We start from the raw sequence: 19,075 nt of genomic DNA on the forward strand, positions 1-19,075 counted from the left end.
GTTAATTTTGGATATTAACACATTATAAGTTAATCCGACGCGTCTTTATGAATAAATTACGTAAATATTGGAAGCTATTTTCCTATATTGGTGCACATCCGGGCATGTCATACATCGATTTCAAACGCGTGTACATGATCAATCTGATTGCATTGTTATGTTTATTTCCAACTATTTTCTTTGCAATCCTTAATCTTATCGATCAACGTTATATTTTATCTGCGATTAATTTTTCCAATTCGACTTGTGCCTTTACAGTGCTTGTCCTTCAATATTATGGGAAATACAACATCGCTAAGGCCACATTGTTAACAAGTAATTCTGTGTTTTTCTTTGCAGGAGCTTTGCTCTATAGAAATGGTGGAGAATATTTTTTATTGTGCACATTAATCGTCGCAATGTTGATGTATGAAAACCGAAAGATTCATATAGTACTTTGTCTTACGATAGCTTTTCTAATTTCACTTTTATATCTGCTACCCGATATACTTCCACTACGCCAGCACGTTCCGCGATCAAGATCTGTGTTCAATATTATTAATGCGCTTGCTTTTATCGTCGTGGCGGTCAACTTTTTTCTCGATATCATCTATAAAAATATGAAAAAGATCGAGCAGCAGCGCCTTAATTTAGAATCTATGAATCGCGACAAGGAAAAAATATTTTCTATTATTGCGCACGACATCAAAAGTCCTTTTGCCAACCTAGAAGCACTGGTATTTATGTTCCGTAACCAAATGCTAAACAGTACCACTTCACAGGAATATATTCAACAAATCTATCAACAAATCGCTCAGCAGAATCAAGCGTTAGATGACCTACTGCAATGGGGCAGCAGCAATATGCAAGGCATGAATTGTAGCACATCGAAACTATTGATTAAACCCATTATTCAACACATTATCAAAAGCTTCAATGATAATGCGCAATCTAAACAACTCAAAATCAACTTGGATATACCTCCAGACACGCAAATAATTGCCAATAGAGACCATACCACTATCATTTTACGAAACTTAATCAGTAACGCGATAAAATTTAGTTATGTTAATGGGAATATCAACATTTATATTAGTGTGGACGATCTCTATACGCATATCCATATTCAGGATGAAGGTATAGGTATAAATCCGTTAAAATCAGCCGCGCTATTTAATGAGATTCAGCAAAAGTCCTTTGGAACTGAACATGAGCCTGGATCGGGTGTTGGACTTGTATTGTGCAAGGATTTGATTGAGAGAAATAATGGTATTGTAAACATTCAAAGCACACCTAATGAAGGATCCATTTTTAGCGTAGGACTACCGTCCTCTCCAACTCATATTACCCAAACTAAGGTAGAATCACCTTCATGCGTTTAGCAGTAAAACTAAATGCTCAGATGGGAATACCGCATACACTTCGAACGTCGATAAGAATCGTCAGACAAGATGTATCTGAAATGACCTGTCAGCTATGCTGCGAGTGAATCATCTCTTTATTATCAATTTGTCACATTTTAGCGTGAATTGATTAGCTTAGTCGTACGATTGTAAAAAGAGCACATAGAATCTATTCAAATGAAAATCTAATAATATACTTCGAAATACAGGTACGGTCTTTGATCACTATGGAAAACAAACAATGTTGTTTCAAAGCTAAAGAAGTATACTTATGAAACACTTCATCATACTCCTTACGATAGCCTTTGGTCTATTTCTAATTGTTAAGGTGTGTTTTTCGCAAAAGGGGAATGATTTAAAATCGACAAAACAAAAAACTATGAATACTATAAATCAAATAGATCACGTAATTTATTTCGCCGGAGGTTGTTTTTGGGGAACCGAACATTTTTTTCAACAAGTTCGTGGCGTTACCGCAACCGAGGTTGGCTATGCCAACGGAAATCTTAAAAACCCTTCTTATACACAAGTGTCCAGTGGAACGACTGGCTTTACTGAAACCGTTAAGGTGAGCTACGATCCTCAAATCGTAGATCTCAACCTTCTAATCGACCTATTCTTCAAAACGATCGATCCCACTTCACTGAATAAACAGGGTAATGACATCGGTACACAATATCGCACCGGTATATATTATACCAATACAAGTGACGCGATAATGATCAAAGAACGAGTAGCTGCACTGGCAAGTCAGTATTCAAGAAAAATAGTCGTAGAAGTAGAGCCTTTACAAAATTTTTATGATGCTGAAGCCTACCATCAAAAATATCTGGACAAAAACCCCGGCGGTTACTGCCATATAAGCCCAGATTTATTTGAGCTGGCTCGCAAAGCAAATGCGCAAAAAGCAATTCAGGAAAACGAAGGATCCTACAAAAAAGCAGATAAAGAGACGCTAAAGAAAGTACTTACCCCGTTACAATATAATGTTACACAAAATGCCGCTACTGAACGCGCATTTGACAATGAATATAATGACGAATTTAGAGAAGGTATCTATGTAGATATCACCACGGGAGAACCTTTATTTGTTTCTACTGATAAATTTGAATCTGGATGTGGATGGCCGAGCTTTTCCAAACCAATCAGTGATAGTGTAATTGACGAACTATCTGACAATTCCTACGGAATGCGCAGAACAGAGGTACGTAGCAAGACGGGAGATGCACATCTTGGACACGTTTTCGATGATGGTCCGGCTGATAAAGGAGGATTGAGATATTGTATAAACAGTGCTTCACTCCGATTTATTCCAAAAGATAATATGAAAGAACAAGGTTACGAGAAATATCTGCCACTGCTGGTAAAAAAATAGTTTAATAGCGCCTCATAAAGAGGCACTATTAAACTATTTTAGAGATCACATTTCCATACATCACTACAATAACCGACTGTTCAGTGCAATGACAAGTGCCTCATTCATATTACTTACCCCGAGCTTTTCGAATAATTTCCGCCGGTGAAATTTCACCGTATCGATAGAAACAAAAATTCGTTCGGATGTTTCCTGAATACTGAGTCCACGATGATAAAAGCGCAATATCTCTATTTCGCGCGCTGTAAGATTTATTTTATTTCGGGATATCCATTTTCCTGTCAACAGATCAAGTTCCCATAGTAAATCAGCATGAAGTTTTTCGATCACTACATTACCTGAAGAAATATTGGTGGATAAAGAAACGATACAAATGGCTTTCCATATTTTCCCTTCTTCTGTTAAAAAAACAGGCGTCAACTTGTGATTAATTAAAACCGGTCTATTTGGAGCATGTTGTATTTGAAAATCGTATGATATAACGTATGATTTCCGCTCTTCAAGTGGCAGCTTTTCGTAAAAGCTAAATCCAGCTTCGTTGATATCAATAAGCATCTGAAAATCATCAGCAGGAACATATTTCTCATAAAAAGCATATCCCATTTCCATCACCTGCTTAGCGGTCAAACCAGCTAAAAAAAGAGGATTATCAGAAACGTATTCAAAGCTTTTACTTTGATAATCTATCAGGTAAATACTTTGATAGGTGATCCGCGAAAAAGCTTTTACAAACTCAAGATAGTCATGGGTCTGTAAGATATCCTTTTCTGAAAGACGATCGAGTGTGTTTTTTTTCGAAAATAGCGCATTAAAATCCATAACAAAGATCAAAAAACGAAGTTAAATAAAACCATAGTCAGTTATACCGTTTATTCAAACAAAGTGCAATATGTTTGGAAAATAAGCTGCTCTATTCATGTTTTGCAATCCCAGTCAAAAGACTAAAAAAATCTCCACGGATAATGGAGATTTTAATGGATTACTTGGAAACTAAAGGCGATCATAAAAGATAAGCCACATGTTATTTACTTACTTCATTCAACAATTGAATATCTTCTGTATCCAATTTGAGCGTTGGAGCAGCAAATAATGTTTCCAATTGGGACGCACTTGTTGCACTTACGATTGGTGCCGTGATCAGCGGTTTGGCCAACAACCAAGCTAATGCAACGGTAGCCTGCTTTACGCCATGTTTGTCGGCAATCGAATCTAAGGCTTTAAGGACAGCTTTTCCCTTATTGTCGAAATACTTCTTTATCCCACCGCCGCGAGTAGTGTTGTCGAAGTCGGCTTCTGTTCGGTATTTACCAGTCAAAAAACCAGCCGCAAGTGACCAATAGGGAAATACACTTAAACCATACTTTTCAACCAATGGGGCATAATCAGCTTCGAAACCTGATCTTTCAACGAGATTGTAATGTGGTTGCAGGGCCACATATTTTGGCAAACCATTCTTCTCGGCAGCATCAAAGCTTTCAATCAATCTTGTTGGCGACAAATTAGAAGCTGCAATATAGCGAATCTTACCTGCTTTAATTAGTTCATCATAAGCCGATAATGTCTCTTCCACTGGTGTTACCTTATCATCAAAATGCGTGTAGTACAAATCAATATGATCTACTCCCAATCGTCTCAACGAATCATCAGCAGATTTTAAAATATGTTTTTTTGAAATATCGTAACCATGCTCCCGAGTTTCTGAGCCAACTTTCGTAGCAATTACTATTTCCTGTCGATTGCCGCGGCTCTTCAACCATTTACCAATTATTTCCTCGGATTGCCCTCCTATGCCATTTACCCACCACGAATACGTATCCGCCGTATCAATAAAATTAAATCCTGCACCTGCAAATTGGTCTAAAATCTCAAACGACTGCTTTTCGTCCAACGTCCATCCAAAAACATTTCCGCCAAAATTTAGAGGTGCTATCTGCAAATCTGTGTGTTGTATTTCTATCTTTTTCATTTAATTTATGTATTGTTCCATTTAAAAAAAAAACTGGATCACACCGCTGTGTAGACATTAAAGTTACATTATTAGAAGCGTGCTAGCGCAAACACCTGTCACATAAAATTGTCATAAAACGAATTCAGAAAACGTAATATTGCATGAGCAAAATAATCGTTCAAAGCATTATAAATAGGATAATTCCGGGAGAAAAATCTAAGGCTCTATGGTTTAAGAACAAATCAAGCGGCGAAGCTCCAATTAATCATCTGGATCAATACTGTAGCGGAAAACGAACATTTGCAGGTGAAGGAGTAACGAATGATGGGTAGAAAAAAGGGTCACCCTATTTCGAGTCGACCCTTTTATATATTACTTTTCGATGGATGACATATCGATTACAAATCGATATTTAACATCACTGTCCAATACCCTTTGGTAAGCCTCATTGACATAATCAATATTGATCATTTCTGTCTCAGGCAGAATATTGTGCGCTGCACAAAAATCAAGCATATCCTGAGTTTCTTGTATTCCTCCAATACTGGACGCCGTTAGGACCTTATTCCCCCCCATAATGGACCGGCCATTAATCTCCATCGGAGCAGCTGGAATTCCGACACAAATGTAAACCCCTTTTGTTTTTAACAGTGCTAAATAGAGGTTGTAATCATGGGGAGCCGATACTGTATCAATAATGAAATCAAAATACGATGAAAACTCGTCAATCTCATTAGACTCATGCGTATTTAAAAACTTATGCGCGCCAAGCAAAGCCGCATCGTCTTTTTTACGTGGCGAATGACTAATCATGGTAACTTCTGCCCCCATCGCTACCGCAATTTTAACAGCCATATGCCCTAATCCACCTAGCCCCAATACACCAACTTTATGACCTTTGCTGACATTCCATCTTTTTAATGGAGAATACGTTGTAATCCCAGCGCAAAGCAGTGGGGCAACCTTTTTAATATCCAATGATTCTGGCACATGAAGCACAAAATTTGCGTCCGCTACGATATTATTGCTGTAGCCGCCAAAGGTATAGCTGTGATCATGCATCACATCTTTGCTATTATAGGTCCAGACGGTCTTCTTTTCAGAACAGAACTGCTGTTGATCTGCTTTACAGTTTTCGCAAGTACCGCACGAGGCAACCATACAGCCGACACCTGCAAGATCACCTTTCTTAAATTTTGTCACGTCAGCACCAACTGCACTAATGCGGCCTACAATCTCATGCCCTGGTACAATCGGGTAGTGTGTACCACCCCACTCATCATGTACTTGATGAATATCTGAATGACAGATGCCACTATACAAGATATCTATTAATACATCGTTTGCACCCAGCTCTCTTCTTTCAAATTCCCAGTATTCAAGTGGAGAATTACTGTCTTTTGCCGCATAACCTTTCGATTTAATCATATTATCTTTTTTTATAGACCACATTTGGATACGAAAATGACTTCTATCCTCATTTTAACTTGTGTAAAGTTAATAGGTATTGTTGATGAATGAAGAAGTCGAATCGGAATATTGACATTCGACAAACAAAAAAGCAAGTTTCAACATATAGATTATGCATAGTACAGTGTATATTTGAGTACATATAAATCATTCCAATGAAAAGAATCAATTTAACGCTGGCTCTTCTTTGCTTTACAGCGATGGCTTTTGCACAAAAAATCAATTATAAGGTGAATACCGAATCCTCGAAAATCAAATGGAGCGCCAAAAAGGTCGTCGGTGGACATGTAGGCGTTATAAATCTACAAGATGGTAGTATACAGACCGATAAAGGAAAAATCATAGCCGGTAGCTTTACAATAGATATGAATTCCATGGCGTGTACTGATGCGCCCAAATTGACGGAGCATTTAAAAAATGAAGATTTTTTTAATGTCCCGAGCTATCCCACCGCGAAATTTGTCATCAGTAAAGTTGACAACAGCAAAGCAAACCCAATCATAACAGGTAATCTTACAATAAAGAATAAAACAAAATCAATATCATTTCCTGCGAAAGTCACCACTTCGGTAGATGGTCTAGCTGCAGAAGCTGTCGGCATAAAAGTCAATCGTTTGGATTTTGATATACAGTATCGTTCTGCGAGTTTCTTCTCTGACTTAGGCAACCGCGCTATAAACGATGAGTTCACATTGGATATACAGATAAAGGGAACAAAATAGCTCATGCATTGGAGCGAATCAATAAACTACTGCTAATAAGACTCTTTCCAGTCTCCAAGTGTACTAAAATTTGATTGTTAATATTTTTCAACTGTATGTAACGTGAATTCTATTAAATTAGATTTGTTTCAAATTACACATAACATACCTGAAAATTAACGAAAGTGAAGTTTTAGATTTATCTTTAAAATTCCTAAAGATAAATTATACAGAGGATTTATGGAGAAAATAAAAACTTTTCAACAGCACGAGCTTAATAGAATTAGAAAAAATTGGAGTAATAGTGGCCTTGCATTTGAGAAGTTAGGAAGATCTTCTAATATATCGGATTACTCCGACCGAGAGATCAATGAGATGTTGTTAGGGATATATAAAGACAGTAAACATCTTATGGTTGATGAAGGGTATTTTATTGATGTTTCAAAGGTACAGAAAGCCAGTTGCACTTTAGTGGATGTCTCCTACGCTAGACGCATTAAACCAGACCCCAAAAGTGACCTTAAACTTCAGGACATCCGTAATTTCTATATTGAGGATTATTTTGTCGAAACAAAAGAAATATTTTCTGGTAAACATAAACACAAGATAACCGGTTATTTGAAAAAAATCGGTGGTATCAGCTTGGGGAAAGGTCAATACAATAAATTGTATTCTATTCCGAATGATTTTAAAACCTTTTTCGGTAACGCGCCCGCAGATTTATTCTACCCCATACAACGCTATGTAAATGGACTATTCTTTGACGACGATTATAGAATTTCAGATTTTGAAGTCATCAGCAATATTTCTATGAGTAAGATATGAGCCAATTAGAACGTATAAATTATTCGAGTTTTTTTGACTGTTTCTTGCGTCTAATCAATTTTCCTCAAAGTAACAACAGTGATTTCAGGCCATACTCCTATTCGCCCTCGTAAACCGTGAAAGCCAAATCCACGATTGACGTAAAGATATTTTCCATGTTTTTGATACAGCCCTGCCCATTGTTTGTAAAAATATTGAATTGGGCTCCATTTAAATCCAAATAATTCGATCCCAAACTGCATACCATGTGTATGACCAGCGAGGGTTAAATGTACATGCTGATCGTGACCCAAGGTAACATGATCCCAATGGGAAGGATCATGAGACATCAAAATTTTGAAAGTATCCTTGTTCAAACCAATGGTAGCCTTAGTAAGATCGCCATACTGATGGAATCCACCTTTGCCCCAATTTTCAACACCGATTAAAGAAATACGATCTCCTTGCTTTTCAATTGCTATTGATTCATTCAGTAATAATTTAAATCCCATTTCATGGTGAATATCCTTAAGTCTATTCAGGTTTGCGATTTTTGATTCGACACTATCCCATGGCACATAATCCCCATAATCGTGATTTCCAAGAACTGAAAACTTGCCGAACGGAGCTTGCAAGCGATTAAATTCTGAAACCCATGGCTCCATTTCAGAAGCCCTATTATTGACCAAATCGCCAGTAAATAATACAAGATCACTGTTCTGCGCATTTGCTAAATCAATACCTTTACGCACTCTTCTCCTATCAGATAAACTCCCAGAATGGATATCTGACAGTTGCGTAATTTTAAAGCCGTTAAACGCCTCGGGGAGATCTGGAAAACTCACAACTTCTTCTCGTACTCTATAAAAATAACGACCTCTCGTTAGCCCGAAAAAAATAATCAGTAGCATAAGTACCGAAATGAGTAGGACAATCTCGCTCAAAAGAATACTACGCGGCGGATAAGAGCGGAAAATGCGCGTAAGATCTTCGAGGAGTAAAAATGGAATAGCGATCAATTTGGGTATCAAAACAATCAAAAATGCCGTAACCAAACTGGTCGCTGACCGCTGGATTTCATGACCTGCCTTCCGCAAGAAAAATAAAGCGAAAACTCCCAGAAGCAACAATAAATCCAAACACCAATATATACTCTGAAAAACTGAACTTTTAGCAACGGTAATGAAAGCCTGAAAAAAATAGAAATCCCCTAAAATAAATAGGAATAAAATGAATAGAAGTCTTTTTGCCATGTGGTACCAAATACATGTGTTAAACTGCTAATGATATGCCAAAAGATATATCGTTGGATCGCTAGAAGCTTACTTCCGAAATACTGATGTGCTCGTGACAATTGGCTCTATTTCAACCCTATTTGATAGTGAAATTTCCTAACATTTATTCAAAACATGACATAATGTCCTAAAGGTGTTTTTAAATTGATAATTATTTCAATATACCGACCTTTTGCATACATGCTCTCATTTTCGTATAAGTCCGCTCAATATCGTCATCTAAACCAATAGAGAATCTGATCAATCCATCTGAAATTCCCATTGTTAAACGTTCCTGCTCAGGAATTTCGGATGAGGTCGAACGGCCCGAGCAGGAAAATAATGTCTTGTAAAAACCTAAACTTACAGCAAGATATCCTAAATTTTCAGACTGCATCATCTCCATCAAATCATTAGCTCTTTCAGTCGTTTCAACGTCCACGGTCATTAAACCGCCAAATCCATACGCTTCATGCATTATGCTCTTCATTAACTCGTGGTTGGGATGAGATACCAGTCCTGGGTAAGAAACCTTTAATCCATCTTGCTCAAATCGCTCAGCTAAATAAAGCGCGTTATAGCTATGCTGTTTCATCCGTATATGAAGCGTGCGTAGATTCTTCAGTATACTCGCCGAGCGTAAGCTGTCCATTGTTGGTCCCAGCAACATACAAGCTCCACTATTGACGTTTTTAGTTTCGTCGATAAATTCCTGGCTTGCACAATATACACCACCAAGACTATCGCTGCTACCGTTGATAAACTTTGTTAAGCTATGAATCACGATATCTGCGCCCAAGCGTATCGGTGAAATTGACAAAGGAGAAAAGGTGTTGTCAACAATCAGTTTTAGTTTATACTTTTTACATAGCGTCGATAACCTCCTCAGATCCGCCACTCGCAACAACGGATTGCTCACACTTTCACAGTACAAAATTTTTGTATTGGGTCTTATCGAATTTTCTAATGCTTCAAAATCATCAATATCCAAGAATGTCGTCTCGATTTGGAAAGGTGGGAGAAAATTTTTGAGTAAAGCGTACGTTCCCCCATAGATTGTCCTGCTTGAAATAATATGGTCTCCGCTTTTACAGAGCTGTAAGAGAACCGTAGTTATGGCTCCCATCCCAGAAGATGTCACATTAGCCGCAGCGGTATCTTCCATTTTTGCTAATGCCTTCGCTAAGTGTACATTCATTGGAGAGGAATGTCTTGAATAAAGATAACAACCTTCTCCATTTCCTTCGAATGTATCTAACATCATTTTAGCGGAAAGAAAGGTATAGGTGGAACTGTCCGATATTGACGGATTTACACCTCCAAACTCACCAAAATATTGCAAATCTTGAATTTCATTTGCTGCATTAAAATCTTCCATGTTTTTATCTTTAAAATTGGGGAATTTTAAATTAGATTACAATAAATTATAGCTATATTAGAGTATAATTCTACTATACAAAAAATATTTAGTAAAAAAATCTATTTGATTTAAGAAAACATCCATTAAACCAAAAATAAATCTATGCATTTCGACGAAACTGACCGAAAATTACTGCTACTTCTACAACAAGACGCAAAACAAACAACCAAAGAGCTATCCCACAAACTTAACTTATCAGCGACAGCCGTTTACGAACGCGTACGTAAACTCGAAAATACGGGAATCATTAAAGGATATGTTGCAGTACTGGATAAACGCAAAATAGCGAAAGATTTCTTGGTATTATGCCACGTTAAATTAGTGCAACATAAAAAAGAATTTATCCTACATTTTGAAAAAGAGGTGATGAACCTACAGGAAGTAACAGAATGCTTTCATGTGAGCGGAGATTTCGACTATATATTAAAAATATGTGTGCAGGACATGGCAGACTATCGTAATTTTATGTTAACCAAATTGACGAGTCTAAAACATATCGCAAGCACGCATAGCTCATTTATGATCACTGAAGTCAAAAATACCATAGCCATTATGCTGTAGAAACTTAAACTAAAACGCCATTTTTTGAAGCAATAGGCTCTGGAATATCTTCGTCTCCTATGATCTGCAAGATATCAATCTCAATGGTTCGACAGATCGATAGCATCGGTATATCAAACATCAATCCTCCAAATGGATTTTCAGTGTAGTCACCCACCAGTTCCATCACAATATAAATCCATCCTATGACCACACAAAAAGGAATACTCGTCCATATACCCCAATCGCCCAATTTCGCAAATTCATTTACTAAACCTAATGGAAGCAGAATGATAAGAATGACATTGAACACAAATGCGGTACTCGCAAACTGCCGCGGCGAAGGAAATTTTTTGATTCTCTCTGCCTGCCCCTGATAATCATAAAATTGGTTTAAACAGTTCTGTAATTGAGTTTGATTGAAATCAGAGATGACCTTATCATTTTTCAAGGCATTTACTTCCCTAGCTTGTTGAGAAATCAGATAAGTCGCAAAGTTTTTGTATTCACGCTGTGCGTTGAACTCCGCAGCAGAAAGATATTTATTCAAAAAAATAGATGTCCTACTGTAATCAGGAAAACCGGCCTTAATAAGTCTGTTTCTTTTCACATTCATAGAACCAATATATTTTTTTAAACTGATGTGCTCCCATTCCGTGGGAACCAACAATTGCTCCCTAAGCGTATACAGCCAGGCAATATGACGGTAAGCAATCTTTTTTCTCCGTTCTACTAGATCGATAGAATCACCATTTTCGGTGTTAAACGCATATAACATAGCTGTGAATGACCGGCTAGAATTAACAATTGAACCCCAAATTTTTCGGGCTTCCCAAAGTCGATCATAGGCCTGATTGTTTTTAAAACCAACGTAGAATGCTTCAGCCGTCCCGATCAAGGCCAACGGAACCCATGGAATTATCATCCACTGCCAGTTAAAAAAATAATAGATAACCGCCACGAGGGAGCACCAAAGCGTAAGCCATATCAAATGTGCACCTGCTAAATTGAATATTTGCCTATAATTGAAATATTTCGTTGTGATCATAAAGAATGAATATCTTTTATTAAAAAACGCCGTGAGAGTACACTTAATCTATAACTGTTCAATACACCAATTTGTTTTCGAGGCAATTATTTCTAAACCTTTGCCCTACTATCAAAACTAAAGGTATAGATTTCAAAATAGCTTATCACTAAATTTACTTTTTTCATCCCGAAAAAACCAACATATATCCCAAAAAATTGAATAAAACCATCGTCGAATATAGCTTTGGGTAATTATTCGAAACTTATGAACAAATTAATAGTAGTAACTCTGATTGCATTTTTCGCTAACAGTTTGCTATTCGCTCAAAGCACAGTCATCGGAAAGGTCTCCGATCAATCTGGAAATCCAGTCCCCTACGCAACCGTTTCCTTTCAGCCATTACATGCAATGAAAGATACAGCTATAGAGAAAATAGCCGATGAGTATGGCAACTTTCAGTTATTCATCAACGAAAAAGGAACTTATCTCGCTTCAGTTCATATTGAAAAAGTACTCAAAATGCAGCAAAAAATCGATATTAAAGAACCGAATGAAACCATCGCATTTGTAGTTCCCAAATCACGCTTAACTAACCTCGTGCTAGATGAAGTGACGGTAAACAATCGCAGACCGGTCATACAGCGAAAAATTGACCGTCTCATCATGAATGTTGGGCAAACAGCCAACGCTGTTGGAAAATCAGCATTAGATTTACTTAAAATAGCACCAGGAGTGTTTGTCAATAACGGCCAAATTTCAATTAACGGGATAATGGGCACACGCATTCTTGTAGACGGTAAAAGTATTAATCTGGCAGGAAGCGATCTTAAAAATTACCTTCAGTCATTACGTTCCAGTGATATCCAAAGCATTGAAATTATGGCACATCCCTCAGCGGAATTCGATGCAGAAGGCAGTGGTGGCATAATTAATATTATTTTGAAGAAAAATGATAAGCAAGGAATCAATGGCTATATCGGCAATGACTATGGACTAGGCCTCGGAAAATATGCCTCATACAATCCTTACGCCGCTTTAAATTATCGGAAGGAAAAAATTGGTTTAACCGCAAGCTATGCTTACGCTCACGCTAAATCCTATGAAGAACTCAAACAGCAGAGAAATTTTCCCAATAATGGTCTATATAGTCAAACAACAGACAATACACAAACAAACAACAATAGCCGGATAAGAACGGTTGTAACATATGATCGTTCAAAGAAGGAATCTTTCGGATTATCCTATACGGGCCAATATAGTAATTTTACAGGTCCCTCGGTTGCCCATGCGACAGTGCGCTACCCAGATCCAGCTAAAGATATCACTTCGGCGGGCAGCTTTCCTTCCGAATCGAAATCCAATTATCAAAACATTGGATTCAATTATGGTAGGGAAACAGACAGTTTGCATTCTAAGGTCACTGTAATCGCCGATTATACACATAATAAGCGTACTGGAAATAGTATCAGCAACAGCACGGATTGGAATGCCAAAGGTAGCGTAATGAGCGATACGTTATTTAGATTAAATTATCCAAGTACAGCAAAAATATTTACGGGCGAAGCAAAATACAACTGGATAATAAAAAAAGAAAATAATTTGTCCATTGGCTTAAAGTCTACAGCGACAGATATCATAAACACCAATAACTATCAGATTTTCAATAAACATTGGACACCAAGTCCATCGCTTGATTTCGAATTCGCTTATAAAGAAAGAATTTATGCAACCTACGCCAATTACACGGGAAAATGGGCAAAAATTGATTATCAATTGGGGATTAGAGGAGAGAAATCCATTGTCCAGGGGCGACTTTGGGGAGCACAGCAGGCAGATCTTTCACAACATTATTTCAATTGGTTTCCAAGCATATTTTTAAAGAAAGACCTAAATATGGGAGGAAGCAATTACCTTACTTTTTCCTACAATCGAAGAATTAGACGTCCTTCATACTTTGATTTGAATCCATATAAATATTATATCGATAATTATTCCGTACAGACAGGAAATCCCTATTTGAGACCACAATTTACAAATTCAATAGAAATTGGTGGGCTTTGGAAAGAAAAATACTATAGCGCATTAAATTATTCACAGACAAAAAACGCCATATCACAAATCATACGCAACCAGGCAAAAGAAGCGCTGTTGACCGTCATTAAAGACAACGTCGGTACTCAAAAGGTATGGACCGCTACCATCAGCGTGCCTGTAGACTTCTTTTCCTTCTGGTCAAGCACGAATACCGTTCTGTTCACACATACCCGTTCCGCTTCTCCAAACTTTAATTTAAAAAAAGCCTCTTTCCTTGTACAGACGGAACAGGAAATATCCTGTGGTAAAGGCTATAGTATGAATATAAATGCATTCTATACACCACAAATGTTAATCGGAAATATTGTAACTAAAGCCATCGGATCGGTCGATTTAGGAATCCAGAAAAAACTCATGAAAGATAAATTGGTGGCTAAGGCGAGCATCAGTGATATATTTTATACCAATAATTATACAGCAACAAGTTATTTCAACGATACTAAAATTTGGATAAGTCATAAAGAACAATCACGTGTTTGCTCCATCTCCTTAATATATAATTTCAAAAAGGGCACGGCGTTTAAAGCGAAAAAAATGGAATCTAGTAATATGGAGGAAAACGGAAGATTATAAATGTTAACAATTTTTATCTTTGCAGCTCAACGAGCTACTAAATTAAAATAAATAAGGGTCAATGAAAAAGTATAAGCTTGCCAAATTTATCGCCCAGGTAGATCCATTCGTTAAAAAAAAGAATATTGAAACATTCTATACGCCAAGTGTTCGAATCATATTACATTTTGGTATGTGGTTCATATTTACGGTGCTCCTGTTCTGCAACTACTACTATGTGTTGGCAATTCCGCCGAATCAATCCTTATTTTTATCGATCCGCGTCCTGATTTCATCACTTGTAGTCTTTTATCTCTTTTTCTATTGGATCATACCCTATGCGCGAAATTCAAAACTATGGATATTACCGTTTATAGCATCGCCCGTATGTATTTTTATTTGGTTATTTATCAATAATCTTTTTTATGTAGTAGCCTACAGATATGGTTATGACCTATCCAACTTATACCCATTAATGGGCAAAGAAAGAAACTTCATTCCAAATCTTTGGTCGGTTTTCAGTTTCAAGGTGATTGCATTAAATGCATTATCTGTTATCTATTCGATGTCTCCTTTTTTCTTTACCAAAATATTAATTGATATGAGAAGAATAAACAAAGATAGGATGCGAATTCAAGAGCAGAAGTTAAAGTTGTCACTGGAAAACATACAGGTAGAAAAAGACTTTCTGAAAGCTCAACTTAATCCACATTTTCTATTCAATACGCTAAATAATCTCTACCGTTTGACCATGAAAAAAGATCCAACAGCGCCAGAGGTTGTTTTAAATTTATCCGAAATAATGGGATACACGTTATATGACTCGGATACAGAATATGTCTCCTTAGGGAAAGAGCTCGATTTTATTGAGAATTACTTCTCACTAGAAAAAATGCGGCATCCGAAAAACTATAAAATTGTATTGAAAATCGAAGGCCGACAGCACGCTGCCAACCTAACAATTGCGCCATTATTGACATTTAATCTAATCGAAAACGCCTTTAAATACGGACTTAAAAATGAAGAGGACTCATTTGTCCAACTTTTTATTAGCATTACCAAAGATCAATTTATTTTTGAAATTAAAAATGACTATGATAATTTAGATAGAACAAAAACAGCTCCGTCTAAAGGTATTGGTATTAAAAATTTAAGAAAACGCCTCCACCTCATTTATCCGACAAAGAGCGATCTCCAAATCACAGATACTAACGGCGAATTTAAAGTTGTATTAAATATCACATTACAGCATGATTGAAAAGTATAGTTGCATCGTCATCGACGACGAGCCTTTAGGAATTGAACTCATTACAGATTTCGTCAATCAAATACCCTTTCTGGAACTGAGAAAGACATTCGGAAAGCCAATCGAAGCCATGAGCTTCTTGCAAGATAATGCCATTGATTTGGTGTTTAGTGATATTGAAATGCCCAAGTTGACGGGCTTAGATCTATTGGAAACCCTAGCGCAGCAACCCATCTTTATTTTTATCACAGCACATCGGCATTTTGCCATTGACGGATTTGAAAAAGGAGCGGCGGATTACCTCATAAAACCCGTTCGTTTCGATCGGTTTTTAAAAGCTGTAAATAGAGTAAAGGAACAACTAGATATGCTTAAAAAGCTAAAAAACAGTTCTATAAAAACAGATCGAATTTTCATAAAAAGTGAAAGCAAGTTCATCAAACTAATGCTAAAGGATATTGTCTACATCGAGGCTCAGGGCAATTACTTGACCATTGTCACGCTTAACGGTACGAATCAGACATTATCTACCTTGAAAGCCATGGAGGAAATTTTATACAATTCCAGTTTCTTTCGAATTCATAGAGCATTCATCGTCAATACAGATTATATTCAGTCGCTAAATGGAAATATCGTTCAGCTTTCGAATGGAAAAATTATTCCTATCGCCAGCAATAAAAAAGACCAATTATATTCCCTTTTGGGGTTACATTAAAATAATCGAATACAATGCCTTTAGCGACCTGAATGTCCATAGGTGAACGTTTAGTGGATTTTAAAAAAAAAGATACAGCATACTATTGTATGTTTATATTCGTTTGATTATTTTAATTACATTGAAATAATCAGACTTCAAATACACGACAAGATGATGATAAAAATAAAAGGCTTCGCATTAAATATGATTCTTTTACTGCTTGCGACAACTGCTTTTGCCCAAAACAAAGTGGATCTAAGGACAATGTTAAATAAAAATGGAGAATTTATATTTCCACAGACAGTGGATAAAATTGCGGCGGCGTTGCATGTCAAAACGGAATTTTATGAAGACGCCAATGCGGAAAAGTATGCAAAATGGATCGCTACATCTGGCTTAGAACTGTATAGCAATTACGGCGATGACAAAACTGTTAATGAACTTTTTTTCGATATTCCTGAAGATAAGTTTTTGGTTATCGAAGGGCTACCTTTTGATCTAGCAATGAATAAAACAACCCTCAAGGACGCGCTCTCAAAATTCAGTCGTCACCAAGTCAAACAGAAGAAGCTTGATGATGGAAACGCTTACCCTGGCGGTACTAGCCTGACCATGAAAACGGGTACGCATTTTACTACGCTCATCTTTGATAACAAAAATCTTTTGAAGTTTATGAGTTTAACCACTTCCCTAATTGATCCCGCAGTCAATTAGCGTAACGCCATTGATAAAATTTTAACATATTAAAGATTACCTTTTTTTAGCTCATTTACCGCAAAATCTACCGCCCTTGCGGTAAATGCCATATACGTTAGTGATGGATTCACACACGATGAAGAAGTCATAAAGGCCCCATCTGTCACAAAAACATTTTTCGCGTCCCATACTTGATTAAATTTGTTCAGTACTGATGTTTTTGGATCGTTGCCCATTCGTGCTGTGCCCATTTCGTGAATTCCCTGCCCCATACTGAACCCATTATCGTAGGTCTTTACATCTTTGACACCAATTGATGTTAACATTTCCACCATTTCATTACTGGCATCGCGTCTTATCTTCCGCTCGTTCTCCTTGATCGCTGCATCTATTGCTAATACAGGAAGTCCCCATTTATCGCGAATAGACGAATCCAATACGACTTTATTATCGTGGTATGGCAGTATTTCCCCGAAAGCAGTGAATCCAATTTTCCAGCCGCCAGGCTCAGTAATAGCATCCTTCCAGGCCCCGCCCACGCGCATATGCTCGACCTCACCTGTCCATTGAGGCCTCGAAGCACCGCCCTGATAGCCAAAACCACGAACATAATCTCTGTGCTTATTATCTCCGGGAACATTAACGAATCGCGGAACATATAATCCATTAGCCCTTCGACCAAAAATATATTTATCTTCGAATCCATCTACGCTTCCGCCAGCACCACTATTTAACATGTGATCCATTAAATTATGCCCCAGTTCCCCGCTGCTACTACCCAGACCATTTTCCCATATAGCAGTAGCGGAATTCATTAATAACCAGGTGGAATTTAACGTCGATGCACAAACAAAAACAATTTTGGCAAAATATTCATACGTCAGATTCGTTTCTGCATCAACTATTTCAACTCCTTTAGCTCGCTGCGTATCAGGGTCATAAATAATATTCTTTACAATGGAAAACGGGCGTAACGTTAACTTTCCTGTCTTCATCGCAGCAGGTAATGTGGCAGACTGTGTGCTAAAATAAGCGCCAAAATTACAGCCAAGCCAGCATTTATTTTGGTATTGGCAATTGATGCGGTTATGATGCGGAACTGTTATGTTGGCAACCCTACCAATGATAAAATGCCGCTTGCCCTGGTAACGCAATTTCAGTCGTGCGGCAAGATCTTTTTCTACAACATTCATATCCATCGGCGGCATAAATTCACCGTCAGGCAGCACTGCTATTCCGTCTTTATTACCAGAGATGCCGGCAAATTTCTCGACATAACTGTACCAGGGCGCAATTTCCCGATAACGTACAGGCCAATCTATACCGTAACCATCTTTGCTATTAGCCTCAAAATCAATATCCGACAAACGATAACTCTGCCGCCCCCACATTAGCGACCGCCCGCCAACCTGATAACCTCTGAACCAATTAAAGGGTTTTATTTCCTTATATGGACTTTCAGTTTCATTGGTCCAAAAATCAATATTTCCTTCGTTTATCCATTGATTTTTGATTCCAAATGGCAAATAATGCTGCGCAATATCCAACGGTACACGGCCACCATGTGGAAAATCCCATGGATCTTTGTTGGGGGATGGATAATCTTTAATATGTTCAATATTGCGTCCTCTTTCTAACATTATGGTTTTAAGTCCCCGCTCTGTTAGTTCCTTCGCTGCCCAGCCGCCAGTGATTCCAGACCCGACGACAATAGCATCGTATACATTATTATTCATGTAGTTGTAGTTGGTTTATTGGTTACTACCTGTTGGAAAACTCCTTTTCCGAAGTGAGTTTTTTCTATCACAAACAATGGCAAAGTTTAATGATAAATCTACCCTGCACC

At 37.5% G+C, this 19,075-nt stretch carries 16 protein-coding genes and 1 pseudogene; 10 read left to right on the forward strand and 7 right to left on the reverse strand.

Features of this window, described 5'->3' with window-relative positions; translation table 11 throughout:
• The first annotated feature begins 47 nt into the window (after positions 1 to 47).
• The 3 genes and pseudogenes from VXM68_RS17335 (at position 48) to msrB (ending at position 2,757) form a co-directional block, all read left to right on the forward strand.
• The gene (locus VXM68_RS17335; RefSeq protein WP_293957679.1) at positions 48 to 1,361 is read left to right on the forward strand and encodes a sensor histidine kinase KdpD; all 1,314 of its coding nucleotides are present in this window, start codon (positions 48 to 50) and stop codon (positions 1,359 to 1,361) included.
• A 400-nt stretch (positions 1,362 to 1,761) separates the two neighbouring features.
• Positions 1,762 to 2,229 (forward strand): annotated as a pseudogene (gene msrA, locus VXM68_RS17340) (peptide-methionine (S)-S-oxide reductase MsrA); the annotation flags it as partial.
• Between the two features lie 63 nt (positions 2,230 to 2,292).
• On the forward strand, positions 2,293 to 2,757 hold the full coding sequence (msrB, locus tag VXM68_RS17345; RefSeq protein WP_349682268.1) for a peptide-methionine (R)-S-oxide reductase MsrB: 465 nt from the start codon (positions 2,293 to 2,295) through the stop codon (positions 2,755 to 2,757).
• A gap of 63 nt (positions 2,758 to 2,820) precedes the next feature.
• Here the strand turns inward: msrB and VXM68_RS17350 are convergent, their stop codons facing one another.
• From VXM68_RS17350 to VXM68_RS17360, 3 genes are all read right to left on the reverse strand, one after another.
• Complete coding sequence (locus VXM68_RS17350) at positions 2,821 to 3,576, reverse strand: response regulator transcription factor (protein WP_367209499.1); 756 nt, start codon at positions 3,574 to 3,576, stop codon at positions 2,821 to 2,823.
• 202 nt (positions 3,577 to 3,778) lie between these two features.
• Positions 3,779 to 4,723 carry an aldo/keto reductase gene (locus VXM68_RS17355; RefSeq protein ID WP_367209500.1) on the reverse strand — a complete coding sequence of 315 codons (945 nt, stop codon included), beginning with the start codon at positions 4,721 to 4,723 and terminating at the stop codon, positions 3,779 to 3,781.
• Positions 4,724 to 5,077: 354 nt separating this feature from the next.
• Entirely contained in the window at positions 5,078 to 6,133 is a 1,056-nt protein-coding gene (locus VXM68_RS17360; protein WP_294184892.1) for an NAD(P)-dependent alcohol dehydrogenase, read from the reverse strand.
• A 197-nt stretch (positions 6,134 to 6,330) separates the two neighbouring features.
• Between VXM68_RS17360 and VXM68_RS17365 the strand changes: the two genes are divergently transcribed.
• Together VXM68_RS17365 and VXM68_RS17370 are read left to right on the forward strand one after the other, a co-directional pair.
• Positions 6,331 to 6,897 carry a YceI family protein gene (locus tag VXM68_RS17365; protein WP_367209501.1) on the forward strand — a complete coding sequence of 189 codons (567 nt, stop codon included), beginning with the start codon at positions 6,331 to 6,333 and terminating at the stop codon, positions 6,895 to 6,897.
• 219 nt (positions 6,898 to 7,116) lie between these two features.
• Positions 7,117 to 7,701, forward strand: coding sequence for a hypothetical protein (locus VXM68_RS17370; RefSeq protein ID WP_294184888.1), 585 nt, complete (start codon positions 7,117 to 7,119; stop codon positions 7,699 to 7,701).
• A 50-nt stretch (positions 7,702 to 7,751) separates the two neighbouring features.
• Here VXM68_RS17370 and VXM68_RS17375 read toward each other — a convergent pair whose 3' ends face one another.
• Positions 7,752 to 8,933 carry a metallophosphoesterase gene (locus VXM68_RS17375; RefSeq protein WP_367209502.1) on the reverse strand — a complete coding sequence of 394 codons (1,182 nt, stop codon included), beginning with the start codon at positions 8,931 to 8,933 and terminating at the stop codon, positions 7,752 to 7,754.
• 193 nt (positions 8,934 to 9,126) lie between these two features.
• Positions 9,127 to 10,332: an aminotransferase class I/II-fold pyridoxal phosphate-dependent enzyme gene (locus VXM68_RS17380; RefSeq protein WP_367209503.1), complete on the reverse strand. Its 1,206-nt coding sequence runs from the start codon at positions 10,330 to 10,332 to the stop codon at positions 9,127 to 9,129.
• Between the two features lie 144 nt (positions 10,333 to 10,476).
• Between VXM68_RS17380 and VXM68_RS17385 the strand changes: the two genes are divergently transcribed.
• The gene (locus VXM68_RS17385) at positions 10,477 to 10,935 is read left to right on the forward strand and encodes an Lrp/AsnC family transcriptional regulator (RefSeq protein WP_293957688.1); all 459 of its coding nucleotides are present in this window, start codon (positions 10,477 to 10,479) and stop codon (positions 10,933 to 10,935) included.
• 4 nt (positions 10,936 to 10,939) lie between these two features.
• On the opposite strand, the gene VXM68_RS17390 is transcribed toward VXM68_RS17385, so the two are convergent.
• Entirely contained in the window at positions 10,940 to 11,962 is a 1,023-nt protein-coding gene (locus tag VXM68_RS17390) for a bestrophin family ion channel (RefSeq protein WP_312329704.1), read from the reverse strand.
• A gap of 246 nt (positions 11,963 to 12,208) precedes the next feature.
• On the opposite strand from VXM68_RS17390, the gene VXM68_RS17395 reads away from it, so the two are divergent.
• The 4 genes from VXM68_RS17395 to VXM68_RS17410 all read left to right on the forward strand — a co-directional run bounded on the left by VXM68_RS17395 (position 12,209) and on the right by VXM68_RS17410 (position 17,247).
• Positions 12,209 to 14,611: an outer membrane beta-barrel protein gene (locus tag VXM68_RS17395; RefSeq protein ID WP_367209504.1), complete on the forward strand. Its 2,403-nt coding sequence runs from the start codon at positions 12,209 to 12,211 to the stop codon at positions 14,609 to 14,611.
• Between the two features lie 61 nt (positions 14,612 to 14,672).
• Positions 14,673 to 15,848, forward strand: a complete 1,176-nt coding sequence (locus VXM68_RS17400; RefSeq protein WP_367209505.1) for a sensor histidine kinase — start codon at positions 14,673 to 14,675, stop codon at positions 15,846 to 15,848.
• The gene (locus tag VXM68_RS17405; RefSeq protein WP_367209506.1) at positions 15,841 to 16,551 is read left to right on the forward strand and encodes a LytR/AlgR family response regulator transcription factor; all 711 of its coding nucleotides are present in this window, start codon (positions 15,841 to 15,843) and stop codon (positions 16,549 to 16,551) included. The genes VXM68_RS17400 and VXM68_RS17405 overlap by 8 nt, the downstream gene beginning before the upstream one ends.
• A gap of 153 nt (positions 16,552 to 16,704) precedes the next feature.
• Positions 16,705 to 17,247: a hypothetical protein gene (locus tag VXM68_RS17410; protein ID WP_294184878.1), complete on the forward strand. Its 543-nt coding sequence runs from the start codon at positions 16,705 to 16,707 to the stop codon at positions 17,245 to 17,247.
• 29 nt (positions 17,248 to 17,276) lie between these two features.
• Here VXM68_RS17410 and VXM68_RS17415 read toward each other — a convergent pair whose 3' ends face one another.
• The gene (locus VXM68_RS17415) at positions 17,277 to 18,965 is read right to left on the reverse strand and encodes a GMC oxidoreductase (RefSeq protein WP_367209508.1); all 1,689 of its coding nucleotides are present in this window, start codon (positions 18,963 to 18,965) and stop codon (positions 17,277 to 17,279) included.
• Positions 18,966 to 19,075 lie beyond the last annotated feature (110 nt).

This window comes from Sphingobacterium sp. R2, assembly GCF_040760075.1.
Classification (GTDB): domain Bacteria; phylum Bacteroidota; class Bacteroidia; order Sphingobacteriales; family Sphingobacteriaceae; genus Sphingobacterium.